General features: G+C 51.7%; 13 protein-coding genes. 5 read left to right on the top strand and 8 right to left on the bottom strand.

What is annotated here, in order from left to right:
- The 5 genes from AC1W8Y_RS14635 to AC1W8Y_RS14615 all read left to right on the top strand — a co-directional run.
- The coding region (locus tag AC1W8Y_RS14635; RefSeq protein ID WP_482015233.1) for a hypothetical protein at positions 1 to 182 on the top strand (182 nt) is incomplete at its 5' end.
- 72 nt (positions 183 to 254) lie between these two features.
- Positions 255 to 1,271, top strand: coding sequence for a hypothetical protein (locus AC1W8Y_RS14630; protein ID WP_482015232.1), 1,017 nt, complete (start codon positions 255 to 257; stop codon positions 1,269 to 1,271).
- Entirely contained in the window at positions 1,255 to 1,608 is a 354-nt protein-coding gene (locus AC1W8Y_RS14625; RefSeq protein ID WP_482015231.1) for a hypothetical protein, read from the top strand. The genes AC1W8Y_RS14630 and AC1W8Y_RS14625 overlap by 17 nt, the downstream gene beginning before the upstream one ends.
- Positions 1,609 to 2,023: 415 nt before the next feature.
- Complete coding sequence (locus AC1W8Y_RS14620) at positions 2,024 to 4,333, top strand: DUF927 domain-containing protein (RefSeq protein WP_482015230.1); 2,310 nt, start codon at positions 2,024 to 2,026, stop codon at positions 4,331 to 4,333.
- Between the two features lie 45 nt (positions 4,334 to 4,378).
- The gene (locus tag AC1W8Y_RS14615) at positions 4,379 to 4,744 is read left to right on the top strand and encodes a hypothetical protein (RefSeq protein ID WP_482015229.1); all 366 of its coding nucleotides are present in this window, start codon (positions 4,379 to 4,381) and stop codon (positions 4,742 to 4,744) included.
- 50 nt (positions 4,745 to 4,794) lie between these two features.
- Here AC1W8Y_RS14615 and AC1W8Y_RS14610 read toward each other — a convergent pair whose 3' ends face one another.
- The 8 genes from AC1W8Y_RS14610 to AC1W8Y_RS14575 form a co-directional block, all read right to left on the bottom strand.
- Positions 4,795 to 5,004 carry a hypothetical protein gene (locus AC1W8Y_RS14610; protein WP_482015228.1) on the bottom strand — a complete coding sequence of 70 codons (210 nt, stop codon included), beginning with the start codon at positions 5,002 to 5,004 and terminating at the stop codon, positions 4,795 to 4,797.
- 62 nt (positions 5,005 to 5,066) lie between these two features.
- Positions 5,067 to 6,377, bottom strand: coding sequence for a hypothetical protein (locus tag AC1W8Y_RS14605; protein ID WP_482015227.1), 1,311 nt, complete (start codon positions 6,375 to 6,377; stop codon positions 5,067 to 5,069).
- Positions 6,374 to 8,524, bottom strand: a complete 2,151-nt coding sequence (locus AC1W8Y_RS14600; protein ID WP_482015226.1) for a hypothetical protein — start codon at positions 8,522 to 8,524, stop codon at positions 6,374 to 6,376. The genes AC1W8Y_RS14605 and AC1W8Y_RS14600 overlap by 4 nt, the downstream gene beginning before the upstream one ends.
- Entirely contained in the window at positions 8,524 to 10,152 is a 1,629-nt protein-coding gene (locus AC1W8Y_RS14595; protein ID WP_482015225.1) for a hypothetical protein, read from the bottom strand. Before AC1W8Y_RS14595 ends, AC1W8Y_RS14600 begins: the two co-directional genes overlap by 1 nt.
- Positions 10,073 to 11,020, bottom strand: a complete 948-nt coding sequence (locus tag AC1W8Y_RS14590; protein WP_482015224.1) for a hypothetical protein — start codon at positions 11,018 to 11,020, stop codon at positions 10,073 to 10,075. Before AC1W8Y_RS14590 ends, AC1W8Y_RS14595 begins: the two co-directional genes overlap by 80 nt.
- A gap of 10 nt (positions 11,021 to 11,030) precedes the next feature.
- Complete coding sequence (locus AC1W8Y_RS14585; RefSeq protein WP_482015223.1) at positions 11,031 to 11,495, bottom strand: GNAT family N-acetyltransferase; 465 nt, start codon at positions 11,493 to 11,495, stop codon at positions 11,031 to 11,033.
- On the bottom strand, positions 11,464 to 11,715 hold the full coding sequence (locus tag AC1W8Y_RS14580) for a hypothetical protein (protein WP_482015222.1): 252 nt from the start codon (positions 11,713 to 11,715) through the stop codon (positions 11,464 to 11,466). The genes AC1W8Y_RS14585 and AC1W8Y_RS14580 overlap by 32 nt, the downstream gene beginning before the upstream one ends.
- Positions 11,716 to 11,969: hypothetical protein (locus AC1W8Y_RS14575; protein WP_482015221.1), on the bottom strand; the 254-nt coding region annotated here is incomplete at its 5' end. It lies immediately after the preceding gene.

Genomic DNA, 11,969 nt, shown 5'->3' with positions numbered 1-11,969 from the left:
TCGGTCCTGTCGCCGAGACTTATGGTTTAGACCTCGAGAATGTCATTAATCTTGCGCGTTGGGAGGTCGCTGACCTTCGCGCTGGTAAGTGTGGTGTACAAGAGTATATTAAGCAGCACAAAATCCAGCCGCCAGGTGTAAAAGTGTCGTCAATGGCTACAGTTAGTGTCCGACGGGTCTAGGTATACCTCCGGCAGTACTGGGAATTAAGTTCATTTAAGTATAAGATACCAACCCCTCAAGAGGAGAATGTTATGGAATTAGTACCTACAAATAATAAATTACCAGCAAGTATTGCCGCGATGAAGGCGCAGCTAGGTGATATCGCTAGTAGCATCATGGGCGGTATCCCGCTTGGAGGCCATCCGAAAATTGGCATCAAAGCTTCGCGCTTCCGCTTGACCGGCGAAAAGGGAGAAGAGGAAGTTTGGCAAAACTTAACTATCCCTTTAATCATTTTGGACGGTAATCCCAACGTATCGAAGCGCTGGTATGCCGGAACCTACGATCCGGCTACTGAGGCCAAGGCACCGGATTGTGCTTCCGACAATGGCGAGCGGCCTAACCCAGGGGTTGCCAGTCCGCAATCGGCTGGCTGCGCGGCTTGCCCGCATAATGTTTGGGGTAGCAAAATTACCACGAGCGGTAAGAGCAGTAAGGCGTGTTCAGACAGTAAGCGCCTAGCCGTGGTTTTGGCGGAGGACCCTGATGGCTTGATTTATGAGTTGTCGGTCCCCGCCGCATCCATGAAGGATTTAGCTGCGACCATGGGCAAAATGGCTAAGGCTGGTGTTCCTGTGCCCTCAGTCATTTTCGAAGTGTCGTTTGACGAGGAGACGGATTTCCCCAAGCTGATCTTTACGCCCAAGGGGTATATCGACGACAATACCGTGGCTATTATCATGCGGCAGCTGACGAGCGATAAAAAGCTCAAGGTTATCGGGATGGATGCGCCAGCGGCACCCGAGGTGCGGACCACTGTGACATACCACAAGGCTCCTCCTGCCCCCGTGATAGTACCAGCCGCCCCTGTTGCATCCCCGCCTGTAGCTCCTGAAGCGCCGAGGCGGGTAAGGCGGACCAAGGCGCAGATCGAGGCGGATAACGCTCAACCCGGCGAGCAGATGGATATGTTCGACCCGCCAGCGGCAAAGCCAAATGCAGCAGCGGCCACGCTGGTTAACCCGCCTCCCTCAGACGCAGCTTTAGACAGCTTGCTTGACGGTATCTTCGATGCGCCACAAGGGGGTGCCAATGAGTACGATCGATAAGCGACTTAAGTCTATCCAGGCTAAAGGGTTGCTTACTATTTCTGATTTGGCGTGCTTTACTCAAATTGACCGCAGTACGGTTAATAACTGGATTAGAGGCACGCCACCTCGGGATCGTTGGATACCCTTAGTGGAAGGCGAGTTGGTAAGAATAGATAAGGCGATCGATATGGGGTATTTCCCCATGCCCCTCACCATCACGCAGTTTGAACGCAAGGACTATGTAAAGGAAGTGCGCGATGCCATCATTAGAGGAGTTCGTCCAAAAGGTATTGCCGCAGGACAATTGGGTCGCCGGGGTAGCTATAAATCCAATAACAGAGGAGATAACTCATGAGTGGTACGGACCCGGCGAGCCCCGACACAAATTTCTCGCACAATGGCTCAATACCAAATCGCGTGCGGGATTTAATTGTTACATCAGTTGTGGAAGCTTTAGTCAGCGCACGCGACGGGGCGAGTTTTCAGCTGGTGTACGGGCCTTCTGGCTTGACGTTGACGCTGGCCCAGGCAAGCCCTATCCAGACGCCGAAACCGCCGCAGGAGCCGTTGACCAATTCGCGGTTCTCCTCGGCCTCCCAAGACCCACGATCGTTTGGACCGGAAATGGTGTTCACGCTTGGTGGATCATCAACAGAGTCCTGGAAAGGGCAGAATGGTTTAGGGTAGCAGTACGCCTTAAGGAGCTATGTCGGGAGCACAAGTTATCCACAGACCCCTCCCGGACTGCTGACATAGCCTCTATTTTGCGCGTGCCTGACACCTACAACTACAAAGACCCTGAAAACCCTAAAGAGGTGCAGTGTGACGAAATTGAACCGGAAGTTGATGCGGACCGATTTATTGTCGCTGTGTTGGGCCGAGTGGCTCATGGATCGCATCAACAGTCAGACTTATTTGGAAGTGACGTTGGCGCTAAAATTGCCAAAATATACGACAACAATCCTACATCTTCCCCCGAAGGAATTGCAGGAGCTTGCCAGCAAGTACGGGCGTTCCGAGATGCCAAAGGTAATGTCTCTGAACCACTGTGGTATGCTCATCTCGGATTGCTGGCTCATTGCGTCGATGGCCTGGAATTTGCCCAGGCTTGGTCTAGCGGTCATCCTGAATATTCTGAAGCCGCCACCGACGCTAAATTTCGGCAGGCGCGTGAAGCTGCTGGCCCTACGACGTGCCAAAGACTGCGTGAACTCAACCCAGAAGGATGTAAAGGTTGTCCGCACCACATTACATCCCCCATCGTGCTCGGACGACCGGGATACGTAGCCCCGCCCTATGTTGAAGTGGATGAGGAAAAACTACCTTTGCCGCCCCATTTTTCGGTGACTAGGCAGGGAACGCTCATTCATCACACGGTAAGCAAGGAAGGCGAGGCCCAGGAGACGATTATTAGTCCGTTCCCTATATATGTCAGTGCTTTACGGCGCAGCATTACGGGGAAGGGTTTTACTGTTGAGTTTAGTAAGAAAGAGCCGCACCGCGACTGGCATAAGTTTGAAGTGCCTGCTGAGCTGCTACGCGGCCCGTCAGCCATGGCTGAGATGGCGCGCAATGGGTTTTTCCCACGGCTAGCGTCAGCCCGCAGTTTTGGCCTGTTTTTGGAGGCTAGTATAGAGCATATGAAATCGCTAGGTGACGAGGGTATACAGCATGAACAATATGGCTGGAAAGACGACATGGAGGCTTTTCTCGTTGGGGACACGCTGTTTAAGTCTGATGGTAAGGTATTGAAATGCCCAGGGATGAATGAGGCCGGGAATAGGGCTTTCATGTTTACCCCCGCCCCCAAGGGTAGCCTCGAGAAATGGTCCGTCTTGGCCAATACTTTTTTTGCCCCTGGTTTCGAGGCTCAAGGCTTTAGTTTATTAATGCCCTTCGCTGCTCCGCTGATGAAATTTATCACGCATGGGCAGGAGGGCGGTGCGATCTACTCAATGTCCTGCGGCTCAGGTAAGGGCAAATCCACCATTTTATCAGCCATGGCGTCGGTCTATGGCACTCTACAAGCACTTCAGATTAAGAACAGTGACACTAAAGTGGCTAAAGAGCGCGTGGTTCTAACTGCCTGTAATTTACCAGTTATTTACGATGAATGGAAGCCTACCAGTGTACAGATTACGCAAGATTTTGTGTCGGATTTCACGATCGGCCTCGGTAAAAGCCGAGGCACCAAGAGCGGTGTGGTGACGCAAGCGCCTGAAGGTTGGGAAACCATCCTTATTTTCGCGTCTAACTATTCACTAATGGAGCATCTAAGTGGAACTCCCTCCTCTGAACCCATGGCAAACCGCGTGTTTGAACTTGATGTGGTCCTCCCTGAAAACATTACCGGAGACGAAGGGCGAAGTCTTTCAGGTGATCTACACGCAAATCGAGGATGGGCTGGCTATAAGTATTTATCCTATATCGTTCAGCCAAAAGTCAAAGAATACATTAATGCCGCTATCGCTCAGGCAGTACATAACTATACTAAGCTTCTTGGAGCAAGCCCTGCCGACCGATACAACGTCTACATAATGGCTTGCTGCGCGGTTGCCGCCACGCTTGTTAATAAGATGGGAATATTAACCTTTAACACTGAAGCGCTGATGAAGTGGGCGCTATCGAAGGGTACTGAAGCCAAGGTATCCCGTCAAGAATTCCACCAAGACGAGGTGGCAACATTAATGCGGTTTATCCGGGAGAACAGTGACGCTTGTGTTTATGCTAGTGGCCCCCATAACGGTTTTTCTGCTTGCACTATTTACCAAGAACCGCGAAAAGCGGTGATGATGCGGAATGAGCTGCACTCGCATCGGCTCTATGTATCAAACCAGGCTGTCCGTACCTGGTGCGGTAAGACCGGGGCTTCCTATATATCAACCGTGGCGATGCTCGAGAAACTGCATATCGTGCTCAACCGCCACCGGCTGACACAGCTTACCGCAGGGTCGAATTTACCGCCTGTCAAGACACCCTGTTGGGAAATAGACACCACACACCCCATGGTCGGTGAGGCCACGGTTCGACTGGTACAGGAGCAAAAAGCGGTAATTAAAACAATTGCGGATACAAAGTAAAAGCAGTACAATGGCCACCATCCGAAGTTCTCCACGGGGGTAGGTGTGCTTAAATATTTAGTTTTCGCGGGCTTACTGTGTTTGGGCACGCCTGCCTTCGCTGGCGGTGGTAGTTTCCTCGCTCCAATGACCTCCGGCTCCCCCACGGAAGCTTCGGCAGCCACGCTAGGTACTACAGCGACGCAGCTTTTGGCTGCTGACGGTCTCCGTGGGTTTTTGCTTATTGCCAACACCTCAGCCTCTAACAGCATGACCTGCTCATTTGATGGCTCGACCCCCGTAACTAACGGCAACGGCGTCGCTATTCCCGCCCAGGGCAATTTGAAATTCGACACGTTCGTCCCTAATGGGCCAATCACTTGTGTCGGTAGCGCGGCATCGACTGCCTACACCCTCGTCTATGTCCCATAAGGTGCTCGAATGATTAAGAAACTTGCTATTGCCGCAGCTTTATTAATTAATTAATTAATCACCTTAGCCTGACCCTCGAGTAGTAATCCTTCTTGGTGCATGGCTAGGAATAGCTTCGCCAACACGTCGTTATTGCGCTTCTTAAAACGGTTCTCGTCGGCCTTGAGGCCCATGCCTACCAGGGAGATAGCTGCATCCTTGCGGGCCGAGATCACTTTGACGTAATTCTCGTCGCTCGGGTCCGGTATCGGGATGTCCATAGTTTCCTCGATCACCGCCAGTGCTTTAGGTATCAGGTTGTCGAGGATCGAGCCGTTGTCGTCTAATACACCAGACCCGTTGCATAGCCGTGGCTTTGGAGCAGGGGTAGCTGCTTCTTTAACCTGTTCCCAATGTCCGTCCGATACATCGGGGAGTTGGGTAAGGTCAATGCCTTCAAGCCCCGATACGATTGGGCCTTGGCTTGGGTTACTGTCGAGCCCGTTCCACTGCTGACTAGCACGTAATCCCCCGCCGTTACCATCATGGCCCGGTCCACGACCTTGTTGTTCTCGGTCACGGGCGCGACGCCAAGCATCATTTCGCAAGGGTGTATCCATGGCGCGGTTGAACTTTCTATTCCATAAATTGGTATCCCCGTCACTTCCTTGCGGGTTATGTGGCTGTACGGGTAGTCCGGTATCGACAGTACCACGCCCACCGCTACCTGCGTCATGTCCCAATTGTCACCATCCCTTCCTTCCGCCAGCCCTAGGAGCCATTCTGCGTGATCTCCCTTATGAAGTGACTGCTGAATATTAAACAGCGGCCAGCCGGGTCGCATGGTGAACTCAAGCGGCCACGGTGTCCCGGCATCGTCAATGATGCAGTTTACATCGACGTAACCTTGATAGTCAATTTTTGCGAGTTCTTCTTCACAAGGCAACAGCACTTTATTGGCTAATAAGCTCTTGGAAACATTGCGTAATACAGTGCCTTGTTCGCCGGTCGCTACACCCATGTCGTCATTCAAGAGCTTCTTGAATTCCCAGTTTTCACAAAACGCTTTATTAAACCCTCCAGGACCAAACCAGCCACCGACTGCCATCTCAATACCGGGGATGAATTCTTGCAAGATAAAGGGCTGCTTGAGCTTATCGAGCTTTTTCCATCGCTGAAGCATAAAAACCATATCTTCAGGGGATTTAGAGCAATATGATAATGCCTTATCGGCATCCCCCGTAGGCTTGGACACGTAGCGCTTCATATTGCGCTTAACAAACGCGATCGCGGTGTCGTACTCATTAAATACTTTGCTCTCGGCGGTTTTGACGCCGCATTTCTTTAGAATATCTTGTCCGATGCCACGTTGCAGCTCCCAGTTAGCAGACTCGACTGTTGATCCAATAACAGCGATACCTTGCTTGCGCCATGTATCAACGAGATGGGCGTACTTAGTGTTATCCGTGTAGAAAATGAGGTCGGCCCACTTAGCCCAGGTGTAGGGGTCCTCAACACGCTCGATCAGCCCTTTGCCAATGTTCTTGGTTTTCTCGGACCAAGGAATATACCATTTAACCTTGTGGCCGTCGGCCATGCACCGCAATGACCAGTCAAGCGAAACCCCTTGCGCGTCGATGACGAGGATTTTCATTGGTCATCCTTTGCCTTGGGATTTCTACCTAAATAATTACCGACTGCCGCCGAGGGTACGTTTTGAAGCAGTGGATGAATAGTGATGCTAAGCCCTTGCTTGACCGCAGCCGCAGGGCGCTGATCGAAGGCTTGTTTGCCGATATTCAGCAGCTTCTGGGCATCGGCTTTCAGCGGGGGCGCTAATACGTCGCGCATTTGCGAAGCGGCGAATGCGTAGTGCCCTGTGAACAGGCCGAGCAAGCCCTTCTTAGCGGACTTGAGCGCCGCCTCGTCAGACATGCCCTCGATCGGCTCCCGCAACCCCTGTAATTTGGTAGCTAGTTGCTCATAATTGGTAATTTTAGCCGTTAACTGCTTGTCTTTACCTGTTAGCGATAAAATCTCGTTGATCAGTTCGCGGTGGGCTTCGAATGCTTTGGGGTTAATAGTACCCTCGGCCATGATGTCGGCCAGCTTAGCCCGTGCAACTAGGTTGAAAGTATGCTGACTGAGAACGGGGGGGCCGATGGCCTCGAGCTGTACTTCGTCCTTGATGTTGTGGACCACTTTAATCAGCTGTTCCTTGGCGTCGAGATTAAGCGGACGGCCCCTATCGACAGCACGGATGCTTTGGATAACTTTAGCATCTAGTCCGATGCCTTGGAGCACGTCTGTTTTATACCTCTCGGCGTTTTGCATCGTGGTTTCATTAGCGCGTCTGTACTCCTCGGCAAATTGAGGGTCCTTCTTTTCGCCAGCAGCAATCACGTCATCGTTGAGAGACTTAATCGCGGCGTAGGGCACATCTTTACGGCTGACGTATTTCCCATCTTTAAATGTTTCATTAATGATCTTGTTTAGCTCAACCACGGCTGCAACGGGTATCTTGCGGTTAGCCAAAGCAGTATCGCGTGCCTGCACTTTTTGTAAATAGTCGAAATTTTCAACATCGGTAGCCCCCGGCTTAAGTTTGGTCGCTCGATCTTCAGGTATAATCCCCATATCGCTAAACATCTTATTGATATGGTTAACCACTGGATTGAGATTTTTATCGGCGTCGAGGTTCTGGTTAAGCGCCTTCTGAAACTCCTGAAGCTGAGGAATGTAGCTTTCGGGTATGTCCTTATTGGTAAGCGTCACTTTGTTGGCTCGAGCCTCAGCCATGGCCCATCGGCGCTGTTCAGCCGCCTTAGCAGTCTGGTAGCCGCGTGTGAAATCCTCGCCTACTGTTATTGGCGAAACTTTACCGGCCCGTGAAGGTCCGATTTCGTCGGGGGCCACCGCGTTAAGAATACTCTCACCGTAGTTTTCATGCCCCTCGACAAGTTTCTTCTGTACTACGTCGGCTGTATCATTAGTCTTAAGCTTGACACCCATGCGCTGTAACTGGTCATAGAATGGTCCGCCAGCGGTTTTAGTGATTTTGGCTAGAGCTGCGGCAGCGGCATCGCTTATCTTGCCGCCCATATTGCCTGTTAGCGACTTAGCAATACTCTTACCTGCGGCACCGGCACCGGCTAAACCGACGTTGGCAGCCCCTGTCACAAGCCCTGTTTTACCAGCATGGGTTGCGCGGTCCTCGAGTGTCTGGTTCTTGTCCCCGGAAGGAGCGACAGCCCCCTGAAGCGTGCCTTGCTCGGTGCCTTTGAGTGCGGCACGACCCGCACCCGTCAATAACTTAGTGACTAGGTTAGCGCCTTCACGCGCGGCTGGCCCGCCAGGGACGGGGAGCATTCCGATCGGATTAAGCGTTTCCCCTGGGATGTTTTTGACAAAATCCATTAAGTTATTAACTGGGCCAACTTTTTCGTGTTGGGCGTTAAGTTTTTGCCCTAGGTCAGCCAGTTTTTCAGGCGACGCTTGGGGCGGGCCGCCGAGGGCTTGCGAAATTTTGCCCACGGTCGGCCCTAAGCCGATTTGGTTAGCGATCTGGTTCATACCAACATTTTGTTCTTGGAAATTAGTTACCATTAATTGTTTCTGGCGCTCGAACCACGAAGCCGGATGATCCGCAGCAGGGGCCTGGTGCTTAATGCCTAGCTTTTGGTCGAACTGCTCCCTAGGCATATCTGTATAATATTTATTATACACGCCATCAGCTAAGTCTTTGTCGCTCATATCCTTATACTGCGGATACTGCTCGCGGATTTCTTCTAGAGTGGGCATCACCGAATACCAAATGGATCATTATTCTGTGTGTCGTCTTTAGGTAGCGGTATGCCGGACCCTGGGCTAGTGTCCTCGTCAGGGTTTTTGCCAGCGCCTAGTTTAGCGGTATACTGACTAAGTGCCGCTTGGGCCTTTTTAACATTACCCGGTAAAGCCTTGTTGTTCTTAAAATCATAAAAGGGATACTGCTCCGTTAGAGCCTCCCAGGCTTTACCAGCATTAGCGTCCCAAGTGCCGTTGGGTGAGTTTTTAGCATACTGCTCATAAAACTGCCGGTATGTTTTCGCCGTGGCGATCGCCGCTTTCTGTGCTTGGATAATTTTATCATTAACTTCGGGCAGATACTCGTCGCCAAATTTACCATTAGCGATGAAAGTCCGTAGCTGATTAGTAGCCCGGTTGCTTGGTAATGTGTCGAGGATTGACGTATCGAGAATGACGTTAGCCGAGATTTTCTTATAAAGCTCAGCGCCCTCGCCTGCCTTTTTCATTGACTCCCCGCCTAGACCTTGCTCGGCCATAAGCTCATCAAATTTACCGCGCACAGGGCTCGAGGGGCCGGATTTATATTCCCCGCTGCTGTTTAGTTTGTCGGCCCGGTTAAGCTCATCCTCAAGCTCTTTAATTTTCTCGTCTGTGGTATCCCACGAAGCCATGGTTTTAGCTTGGTTTGCAAGGGCCGGTTTGTCGATGCGTACTGGTTTAGTGCCAGGTTGCCCTTGGGCTCCGCCTTGCGTTGGTTGGGGTGCCTGTTGGCCGTATATTGAGCCTATTTCCTGGTCCGTCTGCGCCATGGCCTGAGTTGGGTCCATGCCATTAGCAACATAGGTTTGGAATAGTCGTACTTTAGCAGCCGCCATATGATCCATACTCCCTGAACGGCCACCCATTGAACCCATAATTAGGGCTTGCTTCACTTGGGCAGGCAAGACATTAGACCGCAACAACTGCATTTGGGTCTGCGCGGGCAGCGATTTGAATTTAGTTATCATATCCTGACCGGCAGGTGCGCCACCTTGACCCCCCATCGGTATTTGGGGAGCTTGCTGTGGTTGTTGCATCGGCTGCACTAGTGGACTGTTCCCGCCAGGGGGAGGCGGGATCGGCTGTCCTTGGGGACGTTGTAATTGCTGCGCGGGGACTTGGGGAACTCCTTGAGCGCCGCCAAGCGCTGCTAATACCTGACTAGCTCCCACGCCGCCCTGCCCGCCTTGTTGAGACTGAGGAGCTGCTTGCGGGATCATACCTTGAAGTGCGCCCTGGGGCATACCTTGAAGTGCGCCCTGGGGCATACCTTGCCCACCTTGCGGTGCCGCCCCTGCTTGGCCTCCTAATAGTGCTGCTAGGGCTTGCTGTTCCTGCTGCAACTTAGATTGTTCCTGGTCCAGCTGTTGCTGTTTCATCCTCCTTTCTTCTTGCTGGTTTTGAATATTGGCGTACTCTTGAGCCAGCTGAGCTTGCACGAGTTTGTGCCGGTCATTCTGCTGCTGTAGGTACTCCATAGTGTTACCAGCGGCGGATAAAGAGCGTAACAGGCTACCCATATTAACCTCCCAAGAACGAGAGAGCAGAAGGAATAAACCCGGCGCCAGAATTGTAACTGTTATAAAGGTTAGAAGCAGCACCAACAGCCCCGTTAAACAGGTTCCCAAGACCCTGCTGGCTCGCCTGAGAAGCGGCCAACTGGTTCTGGTAATTAGTGTTGTTGAGCTGTGCTTGGTTGTTGGATTGTTGTGCGCCAAGCCCTAAATAACTCATCAGTTGTGATAGACTGCTGTTGTTAAGCGACTGGCCTGAAGCCCCGGCACCCGTCAAGGCGTTCAATGAGCCTAGGTTGAGACCCTGCTGCTGATTATATAAATTATACTGCTGTTGCCCGGAAGCGCCAAGCTGCTGAGCCCCGGCAGCCCCGATCTGGTTAGCCTGGACACCTGTCTGACCAGCATTACTAACGGCGCTATTATACCCCGATAACCCTGCAAGAGCGTTATTTAATTGTTGGGTATTCCAGTTTATGTCAAAATTTCCTAGCGCTTCGTTAGTTAAATCGGCTCCGTAGCCCGACGAAGACACCCCGCTTGCCGCATTATTGGCATTCGACTGGTCAATCAGCTGTTGCTGTGTGCGTTGGAACAGGGCCTGGTTGGGGTCCAAAGCCTGTTGCATAACCTGATTGGCGTAAGACAAATCTTGCGGGATAGCGCTATTGAGATTGCTGGCAGTGATCATGTCAGCATTGCCTTGGGCTCCATAAGCGTTTTGCGCTTGGGTGGCCGCAGCTTGCCCACTGTTATAGTAAGGGTTGTTTGTAGTTGAATAGTAGAGTTCCGCGTAGTTATTCGCGTTAGCCGTATAGGGATTAGTAGATAGGTCGTTGCTGACAGTATTATAGAATTGGTTATCCGCGCCCGTAACGTTCGCTGGCTGCCAAGTCGTCAGGTTAGGGGCCGATGGGGTGCTTTGCCCGAATAAACCACCAACAATACCGCCCATGATTGCCCCCCTAAAGCAATTTCGTAAAGACCTTTTCAACCCATTTGAAGCCTAGACGTGCCAATAGGCGGTCAAGATCATGATAAACCTTACACATAATATAAAACCTTTTTGCGCCTAATGCACGTGCCATTTTCTCGGTTTCGGCAACTAGTCGCAGTCCAGCCAATCCTTTGCGATAGCCAGGCAAAAGGAAAAGAATGTCGGAAAAAGCCATTGGGGTTGTGCAGTAGTGCAGGTGCGGCAATAGCACAATAAAAAAATAGCCGACCAAAACCCGGTTATCCCTGACGGTAATGATATGAAGCTGGCCTGCTTGCTCCATTGCAAGGTAGCGTTTCCAGTCCGGCGCAAGCTCAATAACATCTCGATCTAGGGCTATTTCTTGCCAGTGCAGCACAAAAAGAGGAGGAAGTTCCTTAACAATATCGGCAAACAGTTCTTTACGGTATTCTAAGTTCCTCTTGGCGCTCACGCTCGGCATCCGTCATGTTAGGGTCGGGTGGCGGGGATACCGTGATAACCCCGTGGGGTTTATTGGCTTCAGCCTGGTCGGACAGCTTCTCGTCTACCCATTTCTGCGCTTCCTTAATGCCTAGACGTTCGTAAAAAGACACAGGAAACTTGGGAAACCAAAGAACGTGGAGAAATTTCTCGGCTAACCATTGCAAAAGAGAGACGAGAAGCTGTTTCATTTACGACCCAGTGGAGGCCGTTGCCGTGGTCACGGTTGGGTTCTGAGGAACAACTGCCGCCGCAGCTTGCACAACTTGCAGCGCCGTTGATGCAGCAAGTTGTTCTTCCTCAGCCAAAGTCGCCGCACCAGCCGCCTTAGCATCGACAACCACTTGGGCCGCGACTGCTGACCAGTTGCCAGTCAAAATAGCTGGTAGCGCGTCGGTTGCTGCTTTAAGCAACAGCGACCCGCCATTACGCTCGATCAAAGTCC

It is taken from the genome of Jezberella sp., assembly GCF_964834465.1.
Note: the sequence above shows the minus strand (reverse complement) of the source record. Positions and strands in the feature narration are given on the sequence as shown.

Excerpts from the sequence above, each read along its gene's own strand:
- AC1W8Y_RS14610 (WP_482015228.1), bottom strand. The coding sequence starts at position 5,004 with ATGGACATCCCGATACCGGACCCGAGCGACGAGAATTACGTCAAAGTG.
- AC1W8Y_RS14625 (WP_482015231.1), top strand. The coding sequence starts at position 1,255 with ATGAGTACGATCGATAAGCGACTTAAGTCTATCCAGGCTAAAGGGTTG.
- AC1W8Y_RS14590 (WP_482015224.1), bottom strand. The coding sequence starts at position 11,020 with ATGGGCGGTATTGTTGGTGGTTTATTCGGGCAAAGCACCCCATCGGCC.
- AC1W8Y_RS14630 (WP_482015232.1), top strand. The coding sequence starts at position 255 with ATGGAATTAGTACCTACAAATAATAAATTACCAGCAAGTATTGCCGCG.
- AC1W8Y_RS14605 (WP_482015227.1), bottom strand. The coding sequence starts at position 6,377 with ATGAAAATCCTCGTCATCGACGCGCAAGGGGTTTCGCTTGACTGGTCA.
- AC1W8Y_RS14600 (WP_482015226.1), bottom strand. The coding sequence starts at position 8,524 with ATGCCCACTCTAGAAGAAATCCGCGAGCAGTATCCGCAGTATAAGGAT.
- AC1W8Y_RS14580 (WP_482015222.1), bottom strand. The coding sequence starts at position 11,715 with ATGAAACAGCTTCTCGTCTCTCTTTTGCAATGGTTAGCCGAGAAATTT.